The sequence below is a fragment of the Actinomadura geliboluensis genome (assembly GCF_043197915.1).
Lineage (GTDB): Bacteria > Actinomycetota > Actinomycetes > Streptosporangiales > Streptosporangiaceae > Spirillospora > Spirillospora geliboluensis.
Genome location: NZ_JBICUA010000008.1, coordinates 436,972 through 456,382 on the forward strand (window position 1 = coordinate 436,972; position 19,411 = coordinate 456,382).

Sequence of the window (19,411 nt, forward strand, 5' to 3'; positions counted from 1 at the left end):
CGATGAGGATCCGGAATCGCTGGGCGCTCGGCGTCGCAGTCGCCGGGCTCGGTGTGCTCGTAACGGGTGTGCTGCCCGGCGGTGCGGCGCGGGCGCAGGAGGCCGATGCTGCGTTGTCCTTTTCCTGTGCCTTTCCGTCCGGGACGGTCGGGGCGGTCGGTGTTCGGCTGCGGGCGACGTTCCCTGATGGCGGGACGGTCGGCGAGCCCGTCCAGCCGGGCAGGGTCACGGCGACGGTGGCGATTCCGAAGGCGGCGCTCGGCGATGTGAGGGCGCTCGGTGGTGCTGCGGTCGCCGCAACTGTCGGGGTTGGTGTGTCCGTCGCGCAGGGCGGTAAGGCGGCTGCGGTCGAGTGGGCGGGGCTCGCTACGCCGCCTACGTCGGTGCCGGAGGACGGCGATCTGGTGCTTGCCGCGTCTGGGGACGTTCCGTCGGTGACGCCCGCTGGGGTGGGTGAGCTCGCGTTCAGCGTTGGGGGCCTGGAAGTGGTGCTCGCGCCGCGTGACGCGGGTGGCGAGGTGCCGCAGGATGCTCAACCGCCGCTTGCGGTTTCCTGTGAACCGTCTGGAGATGAGCGGGGTATCGCCACGGTGCCCGTCGCGGCGGGGACGCGGCCGGGGGATACGGCGCCGGTGGCACCTGGGGCGCCCAAGGCGGGGCAGAAAGCTGCTGCGGCTCCCGGTGGGACGCCGGCCGAATGCGGGAAATACGCCGGGCCGACGGACGACTGGTATCCGGGCTGCACCTATCTCTCCGGCTTCTCCAATGTGAAGAAGCTCAAAGGCGCGACGGTCCTGAACGATCCGAAGACCGGGCGTCCGGCGCTGACCAACCTGGTCTATTCGCTCACCGACACGGGCGCGTCGGTCCGGCAGAAGTTCGTCGCGCCGCTGCGGTCGAGGTCGACCTTTCTCACGTTCGGGTTCATGCCGACGACCGCGACGATGGAGATGACGCAGCGTCCCGTGGAACCCGGTGCCGACTACGGGACGTTCGACGCGGTCAGCGACATGCAGACGGGAATCCAGTCCGTCAGCGCGCACATGCGGATGTCGATCCGCATCTACGACGTCGAGGTCGACGGAACGCCGCTGGACGTCGGTCCCCGCTGCCGCACCGTGCGCGACGTGGACATCACGCTCAAGGGCCAGATGCCCAACATACTCCAGGGCGGAATTCTCGAAGGCGCCTTCACCATCCCGCCGTTCTCGGGATGCGGCGCCCGCGAGGACCTCGACCGGCTGTTCAGCGGAACGGTCGCCGGTCCCGGAAATCTGCTGCGCGTCACCCTCGGATCCACCTGCATCCCGGACGCCGACATCAGTTGCCCGCCGGCCCTTCCCGCCCCGTCCCGCACCGCCCCGAAGGGATGACATCCGCCCGCGAAAGAGGAGGAACGCCATGACGACGACACATCCGAAGGAGCAATGGCGTCGCTGGATCGCCGAGAACCTGCTGCTCGGCAATCCGCCGGAGGTGATCCGCGCGGCGCTCGTCAAGAACGAGTTCAGCGAGGAGGAGGCCGCGCGGGAGGTGGCGGGCGCGCTCGCCAGCCCGTACGTGCAGGGCGCGTCCCGCATCGCCAACCGGCTGCGGAAGCGCGAATGGACGCTGACCGTCTACGGCCGGCTCGCCCGGATGCGCGCGAACGCCGGGGAGATCGAGCGCCGGGAGCGGCTGTCGCGGGACGAGTTCTTCGAGGAGTACTACTTCCAGAACCGCCCGGTCATCATCACCGGAATGCTCAAGTCGTGGGCGGCCTGCGCCAAGTGGGACTTCGACTACCTCCGTGAGACGTGCGGCGGCAACGAGGTCGAGGTGCAGTTCGGACGCGAGTCCGACGAGAACTACGAGATCAACGGGCCGCAGCACAAGAAGCTGATGCCGTTCCGCGATTACGTCGACATGGTCGAGGCCGCGGGGACGACGAACGACTTCTACATGACGGCCAACAACACGTCCCGCAACCAGCAGGCGCTGGACGTCCTGTGGGACGACATCGACCCCCTCTCCGAATACCTCGACGGCGACCCGCGAGGGCGCAGTTTCTTCTGGCTCGGCCCGGCCGGCACGAAGACGCCCTACCACCATGACCTCACCAACAACTTCATGGCGCAGGTGATGGGCCGCAAGAAGGTCAAGATGGTGCCGCTGCACGACACCGCCTACGTCTACAACACCGTGCACTGCTATTCGGAGGTCGACGCGAGCGCGGTCGACTACGAGCGGTTCCCGGCGATGCGGAAGGCGCAGGTGCTGGAGTGCACGCTCGCGCCCGGTGAGCTGCTGTTCATCCCGATCGGCTGGTGGCACTACGTCGAGGGCCTGGACGCCACGATCACGATGAGCTTCACCAACTTCCTGCGCTACAACGACTTCGCGTCCGACTACACGACGTACAAGCACCTCTGAGTGGGGAGTCGGGGGCGTCGGTCAAAGGGCGAAGAATAATCGTCCGCTGATAATTTCTCGGTGATTGTGTCGGAGGGTGAGCAAGGCTTGCCCTGGGCTCGTGTTGATGTGTTGAAAAGTGCGCATTATCTGGGCTCTGGAAAAGCCTTGAATCGGTGAGTATCAACGCTTCCGATTTTGTCAGTCGGCCGTAAAGACAGTGCTCTTGGGGGTCGATAGTTTTCCGGCCTGAAGCGCACGACATCTGCTCGAAATCTCCCCGAAGCACACGAATGATCCGCGGAGGTGACTCGAATCTCGGGGGATCGCACGATCCGGTAGCGCCGCGCCAGGCGCGCCCGGTCTCGTCCAGACGAAAGGCAGGACGTTGGAAGCCAAGCTCAGCAAGCGCAGAAGGTCCGGGGCCAAGGGCCTCGCCGCCGCGGCCGTCGGCGGTCTCGGCCTCTCCCTGCTCGGCGTGCTCGCCGCCGGCCCCGCGATGGCGGAACCGGTCAACCAGTCGATCAACTACCACTGCGTCTTCCCGCTGATCGGCAACCAGCCGCTCACGGTGGACGTCGAGTCCGACATCCCCGCGCAGATCCCGGTCGGCGAGCTGACGCCCGCGTTCCACATCAAGGCGACCGCGCACATCACCGGCACGATCACCAACGGGCTCCGCGCCGTGAAGGCCACGACCCTGGAGGGCACGGCCACGGCGGACGCGGTGCTGTCGGTGCCCGAGTCGCCGGAGCTGCCGGTGGCGGTCGACGTCGTCATCCCGCCGGTCGACATCCCGCAGCAGGCGGGCGCGACCTGGGACCTGGTCGCCGAGGGCGACGCCCCGCAGCTGGTCTTCAGCGAGGCCGGCCCCGGCGAGATCTTCGTCGAGAACATGCTGCAGCGCATCAACCCGAAGAAGGCCGACGGCAGCGAGGTCTGGGCGGGCGGCAAGGACGTCCAGTGCACGAAGGACCCGGGCCAGGACGACCCGTTCGCCACCTTCGAGATCACCAACGGGACGCCCACGCCCACGCCGACCCCGACCCCGACGCCCACGCCGACCCCCACCCCGACTCCTACGCCCACGCCTACTCCTCCGACCCCCACGCCGACTCCGCCCACCCCCACGCCCACCCCTCCCACCCCGACCCCGACTCCGCCCACCCCGACCCCCACCCCTCCGACCCCCACCCCCACGCCTCCCACCGGTGGCGGTGAGCACTACGACTTCACCATCGCCGGCGAGACGTTCGTGAAGGCCCCGAACGGCAAGGCGCCGCTGACGGGCTCCGTGGGCGCCGACCTCAACCTGGACACGGGCGAGGTCACCGCGGATCTGCGGCTCGACCCGACCAAGGGCAACTTCCAGATCCTCGGCTTCCTGCCGGTGACCGCCGACATCGGGCTGAACTCGCAGGGCAAGACGACCGGCCTCTACAAGGACGGACAGCTGACGACCAACACCAAGGTCATCACCAAGCTGTCGTCGTTCAAGGTGTTCGGCGCGATCCCGCTGGGCGGCGGCGAGCAGTGCCAGACGAAGGAGCCGTCGGAGGTGCGGCTGCAGTCGGCCGCGGGCGAGTTCTTCGACCCGGGCGCCGGCGGCAAGATCAGCGGCACGTACGCGCTGTCCGCCATCGAGAACTGCGGACCGCTGACCGGCATCCTCAGCCTCTTCACCGCCGGTGACGGCAACACCATCGACCTGACCCTCACGCCCAAGGCGTGACGGCGGCGATGAGCTGACGGTCCGACAGCCAAGGAAGTCGGCCCCCGCCGTACCGGGTGCGGCGGGGGCCCATCCCCCCATCCCGTATCGAGCCCGTCCCCTTCGAGGTCGACACGTGAGAAGCAGAAACAGAATCGCCGCCGCGCTGGTCGCCGCTGCTGCGCTCGGCCCAGCCTGTGTCGGTGTGGTTTCGGCCGCCGCGGCCGGTCCCGCCAGGCTCGGCCTGGACTATCACTGCACGTTCCCCCTGCTCGGCCCGCAGCCGGTGCACGTGGAGCTCACCGCGAACGTGCCCGACCGCGTCGGGGTCGGCGAGGTGATGCCGGGCATCGTCGTCGACTCGGTGTCGGCGGTGAACGCCGAGTCCGCGCGCGGCCTCACCGCGCTGTACGCGACGACGCTCGAAGGGCACGCGCTCGCGGACGCGACGCTGACCGTCCCCGAGATGCCGGACGGTCTGCCCGTCGAGGTCGACTCCGCACTGGAGAAGACGCCGATCCCCGCGTCCGGCGGCTTCAGCGTGAAGGGTCGCGGGCAGGCGCCCGACCTGACGTTCACCCAGCCTGGGGCCGGCAAGGTCACCGTCGGGGATCTCGTCCTGAACCTGACTCCTCGGACGGACGACGGGGGTGAGTCCGGTCTCGGCACCTTCGAGTCGGAGTGCACGCAGGATCCCGGGCAGAACAACGTCCTCGCCAACTTCACCATCGGTGACACGACGGGACCTGCCCAGCACACTTACTCGGTTAAGGGCTCGTCCACTCTTAAGGCGGCCGGGGCGACACTTCCGCTGATCGGTGGCTTGAACGCCGAGATCAGTGACGCCGGAGTCACCACCGGTCTCACGTTCGCTCCGTCCAAGACCCAGTTCCAGCTTCTCGGATTCCTGCCGGCGACGGCCGACGTCGCCCTTGCCGCGCAGAGCGAACCCGGCAGCTACAAGGACGGTGTGCTCACCGCCAAGGCCAAGGTGAGCGCGAGTTTCCCGGTGTTCAGGGTCTTCGGTGCCATCCCGATCGGGGGTGGCGAGAACTGCCGCACGTCCGCGTCTTCCGGCATGACCCTGACCTCCGCCACCGGCTTCGACCTGCGGCAGGGCGGCGACCTCAAGGGCACCTACGCGCTCTCCCCGCTCGCCGACTGCGGCGCCCTGACCGGGCTCCTCAGCTCCGCCGTCACGGGCCCGGACAACCCGATCACCCTGACCCTCACCCCCGACGACGAGGAGTAGGAGCCCACGATGCTGAGTCGCGATAGCCGTCGGCGTGGGGTGTGCCTCGCCGTCGCCCCCCTGCTCCTCGCCGGTGTGATGAGTGCCGGCCCGGTGCGAGCGGCGGCCTCGCCGGGCGCCGCACCGGCCGCCCCGAAGGCAGCCCCGGCGGGGGACGCGTTCTACACGCCGCCGTCGCCATTGCCGGACGGCGCGCCGGGGGACGTCATCCGAGTCCGGCCCGCGAAGGCGGGGCCGCCGACCGCGCGGGCGCTGGCCGACGCGTGGCAGGTCATGTACCTGTCGACGAACGCGCTGGGCAAGCCCGTCGCGGTGACCGGCATGGTGCTCGTGCCGAAGAAGGCGGACCCGGCCACCGCCCCGATCGTGGGGTTCGGGCCCGGCACCAGCGGGCCCGCGTTCCGGTGCGCGCCGTCCCGGTTCATCGACCAGGGCGCCTTCTACGAGCAGGCCGCGCTGAACGAGATGCTCGCGAAGGGCTACGCGGTCGCCGTCACCGACTACGAGGGCTACCACGAGGACCCGGCCACGACGTACGTCGTCGGCTCGATGGGCAATGCGATGATCGACGCTGTCCGGGCGGCGCAGCGGCTGCCCGAGGCGAAGCTGTCGGCGGACGCGAAGGTCGCGTTCCGCGGGTACTCGCAGGGCGGCGCCGCGGCGATGTGGGCGGGGCAGCGGCAGCCCGCGTACGCGCCGGAGCTGAAGCTCGCGGGGGTCGTCGGCGGCGGCGTCCCGTCCGATCTCGCGGCCGTCGGCCTGCCGCTGGAGGGGACGGACCCGTTCGGGTTCCTGCTCTACGAGATCGTCGGCCTCGACCACGCCTACCCCGAGTTGGACCTGGACTCCTACCTCAACGACGCCGGCCGCGCCATGGTGGACGGCCTCGAAGGCGGCGCCTGCACGCTGGAGCTGCTGCTCGGCTACCAGGGCAAGACGATCACCGACTACTTCACCACCAGCCCGTTCGCGAACGAGGCGTGGCTGAACCGGGTGGCGGAGAACCAGCTCGGCACCGAACCGGTCAAGGTGCCCGTCTTCCAGTACCACTCCACGGCGGACGAGATCGTCGCGTTCGGGCAGGCGAAGGAACTGCGCGGCGCCTATTGCCGGCTCGGCGTCCCGGTCACCTGGAAGACGTGGGACGGAATCAGCCATATCACGCTCGTCTACCGCGGCAACAAGGATGCGATGTCGTTCCTCGCGGACCGCTTCGCCGGAAAGGCCGCCACGTCCAACTGCTGAAGGAGAAGTCCCATGGTTCGGCGATTCATCGTCCCGGTGGCGCTGGCCTCCGCGATGGTCCTTTCCGCGGCCGGCTGCGGAACGGAGAAGAAGGACCCGCCCGAGGTCGCCTGGGCGGGCAGGGCGTGCGCGGTCCTGGCGCAGGGTGCGCCGCTGCAGGTGCCGAAGCTCGACGGCGCGGACGTGCTGAAGTCCAGGGCGTCGCTGGTGAAGCTGCTCGACGGCATCTCCACGCGCATGCGGACGCTGGAGACGGGCCTGTCCGGGCTCGGCGCCCCGCCGGTCGACAACGGCGAGGCCGTCATGGCGGGCGCCATGCGCAACCTGACCAGCACGCATTCGACGGTGACCACGGCGTCCAGGCGGCTGGAGCGGGCGAAGGTCACCGACGGGAAGTCCTACCGGCAGGCGGTCGGCCAGATCGGGCGGGCGTTCAGCCGCTACAGCGCCTACCAGGGGCCCGAGCAGGACCTCCGCAAGGATCCGAAGCTGAACGCGGCGTTCGCGAAAGCGCCCGGCTGTGCGAAGTGAATCGCCGGGCGAGCACATTTTCCGATGAGGTCCGGAAAAGCTGTCATTCGGTAATAGAAAACGAATGGGCGGCGGATGGTGTATTGCTCCGGGAATTGGCCGGGCAGTAGTTTCTCGAAAGGCAACGGAAAGGGGGTGGGATCATGGCGCCCGTGCTCGGGTATCCGGTGGGCGCGCTGCGCGAGGCCGGCCGGATGTTCGCGCTCGCCGCGACCGTCCTCGGCATGATGGTGCGGCGTCCGTTCCAGTTCCGCGAGTTCGTCGAGCAGTTCTGGTTCATCGCGAGCGTCACGATCCTGCCGACCGCGCTGGTGTCGATCCCGTTCGGCGCCGTGACGTCGCTGCAGGTCGGCTCGCTCACCCAGCAGTTCGGCGCCCAGTCGTTCACCGGCGCGGCCAGCGTCCTGGTGGTGATCCAGCAGGCCAGCCCGATGATCGTGGCGCTGCTGGTGTCGGGGGTGGCGGGCTCGACGATCTGCGCGGACATCGGCGCCCGGACGATCCGCGAGGAGCTGGACGCGATGGAGGTGCTCGGCGTCTCCCCGGTCCAGCGGCTCGTCGTCCCGCGCGTCCTCGCCTGCATGGCGGTCGCGTTCCTGCTCAACGGGCTGGTCTCGGTCGTCGGCGTCGCGGGCGGCTACTTCTTCAACGTGCTGATGCAGGGCGGGACGCCCGGCGCGTACGTCGCGAGCTTCTCCGCGCTCGCGCAGCTCCCCGACATCTACGTCGGGGAGGCGAAGGCGCTGCTGTTCGGGTTCGTCGCCGGCGTCGTCGCCGCCTACCGGGGCCTCAACCCCAGGGGCGGGCCGAAGGGCGTCGGGGACGTGGTGAACCAGTCGGTCGTCATCGCGTTCCTGCTGCTGTTCCTGCTCAACCTCGTGATCACCGGGATCTACCTCCAGGTCGTCCCGCCGAAGGGTGGCTGAGATGGCCGTACTGCGGGCGGGGCCCGCGCGCTGGTTCGCGTGGCTGGACCAGCCCGGCGACCAGGGCGCCTTCTACGTCCGGGCGCTGCTGTGGACGCCGCGCGCGTCGCGCCGGTACCGCAGGGAGGTGCAGCGGCTGCTGGCCGAGGTGGCGTTCGGCAGCGGCGGCCTCGGCGTCATCGGCGGGACGATCGGGGTGATGGTCGCTATGACGCTCGCGACCGGCGTCGTCGTCGGCATGCAGGGCTACTCGGCGCTCCAGCAGATCGGGACGTCCGCGTTCACCGGGTTCGCGTCCGCCTACATCAACACGCGGGAGATCGCGCCGGTCGTGTCGGGGCTGGCGCTGTCGGCGACGGTCGGCGCCGGGTTCACCGCGCAGCTCGGCGCGATGCGCATCAGCGACGAGGTGGACGCCCTGGAGGTCATGGGCATCCCGTCCCTGCCGTACCTGGTGACGACGCGGATCATCGCGGGCGCGGTCGCGATCGTGCCGCTGTACGCGATCGGGCTGCTGTGCGCGTACCTCGCGTCCCGCCAGGTCACGGTCGTGTTCAACGGGCAGTCGGCGGGGACGTACGACCACTACTTCGGGCTGTTCCTGTCGCCGGTGGACGTCGTCCTGTCGTTCTTCAAGGTGCTGGTGTTCAGCGTCCTGGTGATCCTGTCGCACTGCTACTACGGCTACCGCGCGGCCGGCGGACCTGCGGGGGTGGGCCGGGCCGTCGGCCGCGCGGTCCGCACGTCGATCGTGCTGATCAGCGTCAGCGACTTCTTCTTCAGCCTGGCGCTGTGGGGGACGAACACGACGGTGAAGGTCGCCGGATGAGCGCCCCCGGGATGGTGCGGAGGCGGCTCGTGGGCGTCGCGTTCCTGCTCGTGCCGCTGCTGCTCGTCTGGCTGTCGGTCGCCGCCTACGACAAGAGGTTCACCGAGGTCAGCTGGGTGACGCTGAAGACGGCGAGCGCGGGCAGCGAGATGCACCCGCACGCCGACGTGAAGCTGCGGGGCGTGGTCGTCGGCGAGGTCCGGGAGATCTCGTCGGACGGCGGCGTCGCGACGCTGAGACTGGCGCTCCAGCCCGACAAGGTGCGGCTGCTGCCGCGCAACGTGTCGGCGCAGCTGCTCCCGACGACGCTGTTCGGGCAGCGGTTCGTCGCGCTGATCCCGCCCGCCGCGCCGTCCCGCGCCCGGCTCACCGCGGGCAGCGTGATCAGCCAGGACCGGTCGGCGAACGCCATCGAGCTGCAGCGGGTGCTGGACAACCTGTATCCGCTGCTCACCGCCATCAAGCCGGCTGAGCTGGCGGCCACGCTCACCGCCGTGTCGCAGGCTCTGGACGGGCGCGGCACCGAACTCGGGCAGACGATCGTCGAGCTGGACGCCTACCTCAAGAAGCTCAACCCGAGCCTGCCCGCGCTCAACCGCGACATCAAGGCGCTCGTCGAGGTCAGCCGCCACTACGACCAGGCGGCGCCGGAGATCCTTCAGGCGCTGAACGACTTCGCCTACTCGAGCCGGTCGATCGCCGACCAGCGCAACAACCTCGCGAGCCTGTACGGGGCGGTCACGGACGCGTCCCAGGATCTGTCCGACTTTCTCCACGAGAACTCCGGCAACTTCATCCGGCTGGCAGTGACGAGCCGTCCGACGCTGGAGTTGCTGCGGAAGTACGCGCCCGAATACCCGTGCACGCTGCGCATGCTGAGCGACTTCGTCCCCGTGATGGACAAGGTGCTCGGCAAGGGCACCAAGCATCCCGGCCTGCACGTGAACGTGCGGACGCTGCCGTCCAAGGGACGGTACGTGCCCGGCAAGGACCGTCCCCGCTACACCGACAAGAGCGGCCCGCACTGCTACCCGGCCGGCGCCCTCGGCGGTCTCGGCGGCGCCGCGGCCGTGAAGTCGGCGCCGCCGGACGCGGACACGCCCATCGCCGTCGCGCCCGGCGCCCTCGGCCCGCCGAACTCGCCCGAGGAGAACCGCCTCATCAACGAGCTGCTCGCGCCCGGCCTCCAGGACGTCCCGGAGGCGCTGCCCGACTGGAGCAGCGTCCTGCTCGGGCCGGTCTACCGGGGGACGGAGGTGATACTGCGATGAGCCGGAAGAGCGGGACCAGCAGGAAGAGCGGAATGGGCCGGAAGAGCCTGGCGCCGCCGCTGTTCAAGTCGGCCGCGTTCGTCACGGTCACGGTGGTCGCGACCGCGCTGCTCGCGCTCAGCATCACGCGGGCGGGCGGCGGCGACACCGTCCCCTACAAGGCGCGGTTCACCGACGCGTCCGGGCTGCGGGAGGGCGACGGCGTCCGGATCGCGGGCGTCGAGGTCGGACGGGTCGCCGGGATCGAGGTCGTCGAGCACCGCGTCGCGCTCGTCTCGTTCGGCGTGGACCGCGGGCACCGCCTCCCGGCCTCGTCCACCGCGACGATCAAGTACCTGAACCTGATCGGGCAGCGGTACGTCGAGATCGGGCGCGGGGCGGGCGCGGCCGGGACGCTGCCGTCCGGCGCGACGATCCCGGTCGAGCGGACGACGCCCGCGCTGAACCTGACCCAGCTGTTCAACGGGTTCCAGCCGCTGTTCCAGGCGCTGTCGCCGAAGGACGTCAACGCGCTCGCCGGGTCGATCGTCCAGGTGCTGCAGGGCGAGGGCGGGACGGTCGAGGGCCTGCTGTCCTCGATCGGGTCGCTGACGCGCGGCATCGCCGACAAGGACGCCGTCATCGGGCAGGTGATCGACAACCTGAACGTCGTCCTCGACACCGTCAACGGGCGCGGCGACAACCTGGGGACGCTGATCGGCACGCTGCGGCGGCTCGTGTCCGGCCTCGCCGCCGACCGCACCGCGATCGGGCAGGCGATCAGCGCGCTCGACGACCTCGCCGGCACCACGACCGGCCTGCTGCGGGACGGCCGCGAACCGCTCAAGCGGGACATCGCGCAGCTCGGGCGGCTGTCGCGGAACCTCGCCGACGACTCCCCGAAGGTCGACTCCTTCCTGCGGCTGCTGCCGGTGAAGATGGAGGCGATCGGCCGGATCGCGTCCTACGGGTCGTGGCTGAACCTGTACCTGTGCGAGGCCGACCTCAGCGGCGTCACCTACCGGCAGTACCCGGGCGAGGACCACCCGGCGCCCACCGGCATCCCCCTCACGGACCGGAGGTGCGGCGCATGAGCGGGGCGCGAAGGCTCACGGTGTCGTGGAAGCCCGTGCGGTGGAAGCCCGTGCGGGAGCGGAACCCGATCGCCGTCGCGGTCGTGTCGCTGGCGCTGATCGCCAGCGCCGGGCTGCTGTCGTTCAACGCCAAGGACCTGCCGGTCATCGGCGGCGGCACCCGCTACAGCGCCGACTTCAGCGAGGCGGCCGGGCTGCGGTCCGGGAACGAGGTGCGGGTCGCCGGGGTGAAGGTCGGCGAGGTCACGAGCGTCCGGCTGGACGGCGCGAAGGTCACCGTCGGCTTCCGCGTCCGGGACACCTGGGTGGGGGACGCCAGCACCGTCACGATCGCGATCAAGACGCTGCTCGGCGACAAGTTCCTCGCCGTCGACCCGCTCGGGGCGCACCGGCAGGACCCCGGCCGGCGCATCCCGCTCGCCCGCACGACGTCCCCGTACGACGTGACGGAGGCGTTCGAGGACCTCGCCGGGACGGTCGGGCAGGTCGATTCGGCGACGCTCGCGGCGAGCCTCGACGCGATCTCCACGACGTTCGCGGGGACGGCGCCGAGCGTCCGCAAGGCCCTCGACGGCATCTCGGCGCTGTCGAAGACCGTCTCGTCGCGGGATGCGGAGCTGGCGCGGCTGCTCGCCAACACCCGGCAGGTCACCGGGACGATGGCGGGCCAGAGCACGAACGTCGAGGCGCTGCTGCGCGACGGGAACCTGCTGCTCGGCGAGATCCGGCGGCGCCGCGAGGCCATCCACGCGCTGCTCGTCGGGACGCAGGAACTGTCGCGGCAGATCGTCGGGCTCGTCGACGACAACCAGCGGCAGCTCGACCCGACGCTGCGTGCGCTCGGCCGCGTCACCGCCCTGCTCCAGAAGAACCAGGACAACCTCGACAAGGCACTGAAGACGGCCGGCCCGTACACGCGGCTGCTCGGCAACACGCTGGGCAGCGGCCGCTGGATGGACGGCTACCTGTGCGGTCTCGTCCCTGACGAGTACCTGGCGAAACCTCCTGCGAAGAAGGGCTGCATGCCGCCCAAGGAAGGTGGGCGTTGATGCTGCGCAGATTGAGCACGCCCCTGCTGGCCGCTGGGGTCGCCGCCGTCCTCGCCGCCGTCCTCGCCGCCGTCGGCGCGTTCGTCGTCCTGCACGGCTCGGACGGCACCCGCGTCACCGTCTACTTCCGGAGCGCGGTCGGCGTCTACAAGGGGTCGGACGTGCGGGTGCTCGGTGTGAAGGTCGGCGTCGTCGACTCCGTCCGCGCCGAAGGGACCCAGGTCAGGACGGTCATGACCGTCGACCCGGGCGTGGACGTCCCGGCCGGGGCGAAGGCGGTGGCGATCGCGCCGAGCCTCGTCGCGGACCGGTACGTCCAGCTGACGCCCGCCTACACGTCCGGCCCGAAGATGGCGTCCGGTGCCGTCGTCCCGGCGGACCGGACGGCGACGCCGATGGAGCTCGACACGGTCTACGACAGCATCCGCAAGCTCGCCGCCGACCTCGGCCCGGACGGCCTCAACAAGGACGGCACGCTGTCGCGCGTCCTGGAGACGGGCGCGGCGAACCTGAGCGGCAACGGCCGCGACATCCGCACCACGACCGAGCGGATGGCGCAGGCCGCGAAGACGCTGTCCGGCTCGCAGCGGGACCTGTTCGCGACGATCCGGAGCCTGCAGACGTTCACCGCCATGCTGAAGGCCAACGACGGGCAGGTGAGGCAGGCGGAGCGGCAGCTCGCCGACGTGTCCGGGTTCCTCGCCGCCGACCGGCACGAGCTGGACGCCGCGCTGAAGGCGCTCACCGAGGCGCTCGCGCGGGTGAAGGTCTTCATCCACGACAACCGGCGGCAGATCGCCGGGAACGTCGAGAAGCTCGCGAAGATCACCCAGCTGCTGGTGAAGCAGCGCCGGTCGCTGGCGGAGGCGCTCGACGTCCAGCCGCTCAACGCGACCAACATCCTGAACGCCTACGACCCGCGGACGCGGTCGCTCATGGGGCGGCAGAACCTCACCGAACTCCCCGCGCCGCCGCTCCCGGTGGCCGGCACCCGGAAGGCGGCGCCATGATCCGCCGCACGGCCGCGCGCACGGCCTGCCTCCTTCTCGCCGCGGCGGCGCTGAGCGGGTGCGGGTTCTCCGGCGTGCAGGACCTCCCGCTGCCCGGCGGCGCCGACCTCGGCGACCACCCGTACACGGTGAAGGCGCAGTTCGCGAACGTGCTGAACCTCGTCCCGCAGTCGGCGGTGAAGGTCAACGACGTCGCGGTCGGACGGGTCGTGAAGGTCGCGCTGCCGCGCGGCGGCTGGACGGCCGAGGTCACGATGAAGGTCGACGGCGATGTGCGGCTGCCCGCGAACGCCTACGCCGAACTCCGCCAGTCGAGCCTGCTGGGCGAGAAGTTCGTGCAGCTCAGCGCGGGCCCGGAGAACGTCCCCGGGGGTGCGGCCGCGCCGGGCGGCGCCCCCGCGGGCGGGGGAGCGCCGTCCGCGGGTACCGGGACGCTCGCGGACGGCGCGGTGATCCCGGTGGCGCGGACGGACCGCAACCCCGAGGTCGAGGAGGTGTTCGGCGCCCTGTCGATGCTGCTGAACGGCGGCGGCGTCGCCCAGCTCCGGACGATCACCGTGGAGCTGAACCGGGCCCTCGGCGGCAACGAGCCGCAGGTCAGGTCGCTGCTGGAGCGGGCACGGACGCTCGTCGGCGACCTCGACGCCAACCGGAAGGGCATCACCGACGCCATCGACGGCCTGAACCGGCTCTCCGCCACGCTGCGCGGCCGCAACGAGCAGATCGGCGTCGCGCTCGACGACATCGAACCCGGCCTCGCCGTCCTCGCGGAGCAGCGCGGCGCGCTCGTCCGGATGCTGCGCTCGCTGGACGAACTCTCGCGGGCCGCCGTCACGACCGTCCGGCGGAGCAAGGACGACCTGATCGCCGACCTCAGGGCCCTCGAACCGACCCTGCGGAAGCTGTCGGACGCCGGGCACGACCTGCCGAACGCGCTACAGGTGCTGCTGACCTACCCGTTCACGAACGCGGTCCTGCCCGCCGTGAAGGGCGACTACCTGAACGTGTACCTGCGGATCACGGCCCGTCCGGGGACCGAGGTCGTCCCGCCCATCGCACCGTCGCAGGGGAACTGATGCCGACCGCCGCGACCAGGATCAAGAACATCGTCTTCCTCATCGTCGGGCTCCTCGCGATGGGCTACGTCGGGCTCAACTACGCCGACCTCGGCGGCTACGTCGGATACCGCGACCACTACGTCGTCACCGCCGACCTCGCCGAGGCGGGCGGGCTCGCCGAGAACGCCGACGTCACCTACCGGGGCACCTCGGTCGGCCGGGTCGGCGAACTGCGGCTGACGGACGCGGGCGTGCTGGCCGACCTGAAGATCGAGAAGTCGGCGCCGCGCGTCCCGGCCAACACCCAGGCCGTCGTCGCGAACCGGTCGGCGATCGGCGAGCAGTACATCGACCTGCGGCCGGTGACCGCGTCCGGCCCGTACCTGGCCGCCGGCTCGGTGATCCCGCGCGCCGCGACCGCGACGCCCGCGCCCGTGACGGACCTGCTCACCAGCGTGAACGACCTGGCCGCGTCCGTCCCGACCGACGCGCTCCGCACGCTCGTCGGCGAACTGGGGCAGGCGTTCGCCGGGCAGGGCCCCAACCTCCAGGCGCTCCTCGACGGCACCCGCTCGCTCACCCGGGCGGCGAACGAGAACGCCGCGCCGACCACGTCCCTGATCGGCGACGGCGAGACCGTCCTGCGCACGCAGAACGAGGAGGCCGCGTCGCTGCAGTCGTTCGGACGCAACGCGCGGCTCCTCGCCGCGCAGCTCCGCACGTCCGACCCGGCCTTCCGGAGGCTCGTGTCGACCGCGCCCGGCGCGGCGGGCGAGTTCCGCGACCTGGTCCGGGACCTCGACCCGTCCCTCAGCGTGCTGGTCGCGAACCTGCTGACCACGTCCGATCTCTTGGCGCCGCGCTCGGACGGCTTGGAGCAGCTCCTCGCCAAGCTTCCGGCGGCGGTCGCGTCCGGGAGGTCCGTCGTGCAGGACGGTCGGCTCAACTTCGGGATGGTCACCACCTTCTTCGAGCCGCCTAACTGCACGTCGGGCTACGGGGGGACGAAGTACCGCAACGGGCTGGACACGTCCCCTGGCCCAGCTCTCAACACTGCCGCGCACTGCGCCACTCCTGCGTCGACGGGCGTCAACGTGCGCGGCGCAGGCAACGCCCCGCATCGACCAGTGCCCGCCCCAGCGCGCGCGGGCTCGGTACTCGGTAATGGAAGCTCCGCTCTGGCGGGTGCACTGGCCCTCCCTGGAGTGGCTGAGGGGCCGGCATCCATGAGCGACCTCCTCGGCCTGCGGGGAGCCCCCTGATGCCCAGCCCGTGTGCCCTGGGGCAGACACCGCCTTGCTTGGCGAGAGGTGAGCGGAGCCGGGCCGTGACTGGAGGCGCCGATGTCGAAGACCAGTGAGCAACAGACACGCCGCAGTGGGCGGTCCGAGCGCGGAGGGGCGCGGAAGGCCGGGAAGTCGGCGTCCACCGAGCGGAGGGCGCGTCGGCGTGGTGGGGGCGTCGTCGGGTGGAGTCTTGTGCTCGGTGCCGTGGTGCTGTTCGGCTGGTCGGCCTGGACGGTGTGGCAGGACGAGCCCGGCGTCCGTACCGGCCCCGACCAGACCCGCGACGCCGTCCTGCGGGCGGCGCGGCAGCAGATCGCGGCCCTCAACACCATGAACCCCGCGCAGGTGGACGCCGGGCTCCGCGCCTGGTCGGACACCGCCACCGGACCGCTCCGCGCACAGCTCGAACAGGACCGGCCGCAGAACCGCGCGAAGATCGGCCGGTCGCGTACCACCGCCGCCGCGACCGTGACCGGGGCGGCCGTGACGTCCCTCGACGTCCGCGCGGGGAAGGCGCGGGTCATCGCGTCCGTCCAGGTCAAGCTCACGTTGCGGGACGGCGCGCCGACCCTCCAGCGCAAGCGCTTCGAGGCCGGGGCGGCGCGGACGCCGTCCGGCTGGAAGATCGAATCGCTCACCGCGATCCCGGCCGGTGCGCGATGAGGCGGCCGCTCGTGATCGCACTTGCCGTCGCCCTGCTCGCACTGGCGCTGCGCCCCGCGTCCGGGCTCCTCCGCGAGGACGCCGACCCCCGCGACGAGGCCGTGCTGGACGACGTCGCCACCACCGAAGTGATCGGCGACGTGTCCACGGCGCTCGGCAAGGTCTTCACCTACGGCCCGGGTGACGTCGCCGCGACCGAACAGGCCGCGAACCGGGAACTCGCCGGCGCCGCGCTCACCCAGTACCGGCGGCTGTTCGGGCAGGTGAAGCGGCAGGCCGCGGCCCAGCGCGTCACGCTGACCACGCGCGTCGTCCGGGCCGGGGTCGTCTCCCTGACCGGCGACGACGCGCGCCTGCTCGTCTTCCTCGACCAGACCGCCACCCGCGCGGGCAGGCCCGGCGGGACACCGGCCGCCGCGCAGCTGCTCGTGACGGCGCACCGCGACCACGGCCACTGGTCGATCACCGACCTGGCCTCTGCCTGAAAGGCGGCGCCCATGGCCGACGACACCCTGCGGCGGACGGCGACCGCCCTCCTCGTCCTCGCCGCGCTCTTCGCCGCCTGGGCCGGATGGTCCTGGTACTCGGCGGCGCACGACGACGCCCACGCCTACTCCCGGACGCGCGACGAGGCCCTCCAAGCGGGGGAGCAGGCGGTCCAGAACCTCAACACGCTCGACTACCGCGACCTCGCGTCCGGCCTGAAGACATGGCAGGACTCCACCACCAGCGACCTCTACCGGCAGATCACGCAGGGGCGTGCCGCCTTCGAGGCACAGGTGAAGAAGGCTCGGACGATCACTACGGCACGCATCTTGGACGCCGCCGTTGCTGAGCTGGATGAGCGTTCCGGCAAGGCCCGCATCCTTGTCGCCGTTGAGGTCACCGTGACCCCGCCGGAGGGCGCGCCTGCCGTCAAGCAGAGCCGTCTGGTCGGCAAGGTCACCCGGACGCCTGCGGGCTGGAAGCTCAGCGAGCTGGGCCAGGCCCCAACGGACACGATGTGAGGTGCCGCCCCATGCCCCCTTACAGCCGCCCCAGTGGGACGTCGCCCCGGTGGGGGTGGTGACCATGCGAGGTCTGTCGCGGGTCAACGTGTCGCCTTCCCGGCTGCGGGTTGATGTCGAGTCGCCCGCTGTGCTCGGTGTTGTCGCCGTGCTGCTCGCCGTGTTCGGTGTCTGGGCGCTGCGGCAGGCGGACGCCGTGCGGGACGATCCGGCCGTCCGCAACACCGCTCTCACCGATGGTGCGGCCACCAGCGAGGTCAAGGGCGCCGTCGCGGACATGGTCGGCAAGGTCTTCTCGTTCAACCACACCGACCCCGCGCGCACACAGAAGGCCGCTCAGGACGCGCTGACCGGCAAGGCCGTGCGGCAGTACGAGGAGATCTTCGCGAAGGTGCGGGAGGACGCCCCGAAGGCCAAGACCGTCCTCAGCACGCGCGTCACCGACAGCGCCGTCACCATGCTGACCAGCGACCGCGCGGTGGTGCTCGTCTTCGCCGACCAGCAGACCACCCGCACGTCGGACGGCACGAGCACGCACGCCCCCGCCATGCTCACGGTCACCGCCGTCCACCGCGAAGGCCACTGGCGCATCACCGCTCTCGACACCTACGGCGGACGCTGACCCGGCATTTCGCCGATTGGCCGCCGGATTTGCTTGATCCGGTGCATCCAGAAATGGCGAGCACGTGTGCTACCTGGGCTTTTGTCAACTGACTCCAGGAAAGACCGGCCAACAGGTTAATTCAGGGACAACCGTGCTCGGAGGGGATCGGGAATCCTGGGAAACGCCCGCGGACCGGCGGGCGCCCAGGCAGGGGGGAATGGCGAGTGGTGCGCACAGCATTGGACGTCCGCGCGTTCGAGGAAGTGCCGGCGTGGGTGGCGCGGCGGCTGCGGCCGCACGTCGACCGGGCCGCCGACGAACTGCTGGGCGAACTGCGCCGGGGCGATCCGCAGATCGGCGAGGAGGAGGCCGGGCGGGCGCGGGCCGGCGTCGCCGCAGGGATCCGGCACTTCTGCGACCTCGTCGAGGACCCCGGCGCCGGCTGGGAGCGGGTGTCGGCGTTCTACCTGCGGGTCGGGCGGCACCTCGCGCGGGACGGGCGCGACCCCGTCGAGACGCACCAGGCGCTGCGGCGGTCCGCGTCCGTCGCGTGGCGGACGCTCGGCGCCGTCCCCGGCGGCCTCGACCTCGACCACGCCTCGCTCAGCCTCGTCGTGGACGCCCAGTTCTGCTACATGGAGGCGGTCGCCGGGGTGATCGCCGCCGGGTACGCCGCGGAGCTCGCCGAATGCGCCGAACGCCAGGTGGCGCCCGCCGTGCAGCGGCACCGCACCCGGCTGCTGCACCTGCTGCTCGCGGAGCCGCGCGCCGACCCCCGGCGGCTCGCGACGCTCGCCGCGCAAGCCCGCTGGCCGCTGCCCGCGACGGTCGCGGCGGCGGTCGCGCGGCGGCGCCGGGCGGGCGCCGTCCCGCCGGAGTTGCCGGGCGATCTGCTGGCCGACTTCGGGGCGCCCGAGCCGTGCCTGCTGATCCCCGACCCGGACCGCCGCCGGGCCCGGCTGCCCGCCGCGCCGGCGTGCGACTGGGCGATCGCGGTCGGCCCGGCCGTGCCCGCCGTCCGTGCCGCCGACTCGCTGCGCTGGGCGCGCGAGACGCTCGCGCTGGCCGGCCGCGGCGTCATCCCGGACGGCGGGCTGATCCGCAGCGCCGAGCACGTCCCCGCGCTGGTGATCGCGCGGGCCGGGGAGCTGATCGACGACGCGGCGGCGACCCGGCTGGCGCCGCTGCAGGACGTCCCGCCCGCCCGGCGGGAAAGGCTCACCGAAACGCTGCTCGCGCTGCTGGAGCACAATTTCAACGCCGCCGACGCGAGCCGCCGGCTCCGCGTCCACCCGCAGACCGTCCGGTACCGGCTGCGCCATTTGCAGGACCTTTTCGGGGACGAGCTGCGCGACCCTCGGCGATGCCTGGAAATGGAGCTGATCCTGCATGCCCGGATGGCGAACCGCAGCGCCGGCGGCTGAGCGAGCACCCGCTGAGCTCTCGCCGCACCCCGTTATCAGTCGGGTGATAAATCCGTTCCGGAATCGTTGCTTTGCGTGCAT

The 19,411-nt window shown here is 71.2% G+C and carries 19 protein-coding genes; all 19 read left to right on the top strand.

Annotated elements, in window-relative coordinates:
- Nucleotides 1-2: 2 nt before the first annotated feature.
- The 19 genes from ACGFI1_RS26955 (at nt 3) to ACGFI1_RS27045 (ending at nt 19,330) form a co-directional block, all read left to right on the top strand.
- Nucleotides 3-1,373, top strand: a complete 1,371-nt coding sequence (locus ACGFI1_RS26955; RefSeq protein WP_392788973.1) for a DUF6801 domain-containing protein — start codon at nt 3-5, stop codon at nt 1,371-1,373.
- 28 nt (nt 1,374-1,401) lie between these two features.
- On the top strand, nt 1,402-2,412 hold the full coding sequence (locus ACGFI1_RS26960) for a cupin-like domain-containing protein (protein ID WP_387078518.1): 1,011 nt from the start codon (nt 1,402-1,404) through the stop codon (nt 2,410-2,412).
- Between the two features lie 367 nt (nt 2,413-2,779).
- Nucleotides 2,780-4,123, top strand: a complete 1,344-nt coding sequence (locus ACGFI1_RS26965; protein ID WP_392788976.1) for a DUF6801 domain-containing protein — start codon at nt 2,780-2,782, stop codon at nt 4,121-4,123.
- 115 nt (nt 4,124-4,238) lie between these two features.
- Nucleotides 4,239-5,354, top strand: coding sequence for a DUF6801 domain-containing protein (locus ACGFI1_RS26970; protein ID WP_392788979.1), 1,116 nt, complete (start codon nt 4,239-4,241; stop codon nt 5,352-5,354).
- A 9-nt stretch (nt 5,355-5,363) separates the two neighbouring features.
- Nucleotides 5,364-6,599, top strand: a complete 1,236-nt coding sequence (locus ACGFI1_RS26975) for a lipase family protein (protein WP_392788981.1) — start codon at nt 5,364-5,366, stop codon at nt 6,597-6,599.
- A gap of 12 nt (nt 6,600-6,611) precedes the next feature.
- Nucleotides 6,612-7,130 (top strand): hypothetical protein, encoded by a 519-nt coding sequence (locus ACGFI1_RS26980; RefSeq protein WP_392788984.1) that lies wholly within the window; start codon nt 6,612-6,614, stop codon nt 7,128-7,130.
- Nucleotides 7,131-7,273: 143 nt separating this feature from the next.
- Nucleotides 7,274-8,056, top strand: coding sequence for an MlaE family ABC transporter permease (locus ACGFI1_RS26985; RefSeq protein WP_138637120.1), 783 nt, complete (start codon nt 7,274-7,276; stop codon nt 8,054-8,056).
- A gap of 1 nt (nt 8,057) precedes the next feature.
- Complete coding sequence (locus tag ACGFI1_RS26990) at nt 8,058-8,885, top strand: MlaE family ABC transporter permease (protein WP_364553698.1); 828 nt, start codon at nt 8,058-8,060, stop codon at nt 8,883-8,885.
- The gene (locus ACGFI1_RS26995) at nt 8,882-10,156 is read left to right on the top strand and encodes an MCE family protein (RefSeq protein ID WP_392788987.1); all 1,275 of its coding nucleotides are present in this window, start codon (nt 8,882-8,884) and stop codon (nt 10,154-10,156) included. The genes ACGFI1_RS26990 and ACGFI1_RS26995 overlap by 4 nt, the downstream gene beginning before the upstream one ends.
- Nucleotides 10,153-11,229, top strand: a complete 1,077-nt coding sequence (locus tag ACGFI1_RS27000; RefSeq protein WP_392788990.1) for an MCE family protein — start codon at nt 10,153-10,155, stop codon at nt 11,227-11,229. The genes ACGFI1_RS26995 and ACGFI1_RS27000 overlap by 4 nt, the downstream gene beginning before the upstream one ends.
- The gene (locus tag ACGFI1_RS27005) at nt 11,226-12,278 is read left to right on the top strand and encodes an MCE family protein (RefSeq protein WP_392788993.1); all 1,053 of its coding nucleotides are present in this window, start codon (nt 11,226-11,228) and stop codon (nt 12,276-12,278) included. The genes ACGFI1_RS27000 and ACGFI1_RS27005 overlap by 4 nt, the downstream gene beginning before the upstream one ends.
- The gene (locus ACGFI1_RS27010) at nt 12,278-13,288 is read left to right on the top strand and encodes an MCE family protein (protein WP_392788996.1); all 1,011 of its coding nucleotides are present in this window, start codon (nt 12,278-12,280) and stop codon (nt 13,286-13,288) included. Before ACGFI1_RS27005 ends, ACGFI1_RS27010 begins: the two co-directional genes overlap by 1 nt.
- On the top strand, nt 13,285-14,364 hold the full coding sequence (locus ACGFI1_RS27015; protein WP_392788998.1) for an MlaD family protein: 1,080 nt from the start codon (nt 13,285-13,287) through the stop codon (nt 14,362-14,364). The genes ACGFI1_RS27010 and ACGFI1_RS27015 overlap by 4 nt, the downstream gene beginning before the upstream one ends.
- Nucleotides 14,364-15,608, top strand: a complete 1,245-nt coding sequence (locus ACGFI1_RS27020; protein WP_392789001.1) for an MCE family protein — start codon at nt 14,364-14,366, stop codon at nt 15,606-15,608. Before ACGFI1_RS27015 ends, ACGFI1_RS27020 begins: the two co-directional genes overlap by 1 nt.
- 216 nt (nt 15,609-15,824) lie before the next feature.
- Nucleotides 15,825-16,295, top strand: coding sequence for a hypothetical protein (locus ACGFI1_RS27025; protein WP_392789004.1), 471 nt, complete (start codon nt 15,825-15,827; stop codon nt 16,293-16,295).
- Nucleotides 16,296-16,306: 11 nt separating this feature from the next.
- On the top strand, nt 16,307-16,780 hold the full coding sequence (locus tag ACGFI1_RS27030) for a hypothetical protein (RefSeq protein WP_392789006.1): 474 nt from the start codon (nt 16,307-16,309) through the stop codon (nt 16,778-16,780).
- A 12-nt stretch (nt 16,781-16,792) separates the two neighbouring features.
- Entirely contained in the window at nt 16,793-17,302 is a 510-nt protein-coding gene (locus ACGFI1_RS27035) for a nuclear transport factor 2 family protein (RefSeq protein ID WP_392789008.1), read from the top strand.
- Nucleotides 17,303-17,366: 64 nt separating this feature from the next.
- Entirely contained in the window at nt 17,367-17,924 is a 558-nt protein-coding gene (locus tag ACGFI1_RS27040; RefSeq protein WP_392789011.1) for a hypothetical protein, read from the top strand.
- A 209-nt stretch (nt 17,925-18,133) separates the two neighbouring features.
- Nucleotides 18,134-19,330 carry a helix-turn-helix domain-containing protein gene (locus tag ACGFI1_RS27045; RefSeq protein WP_392789014.1) on the top strand — a complete coding sequence of 399 codons (1,197 nt, stop codon included), beginning with the start codon at nt 18,134-18,136 and terminating at the stop codon, nt 19,328-19,330.
- The last annotated feature ends 81 nt before the right edge of the window (nt 19,331-19,411 follow it).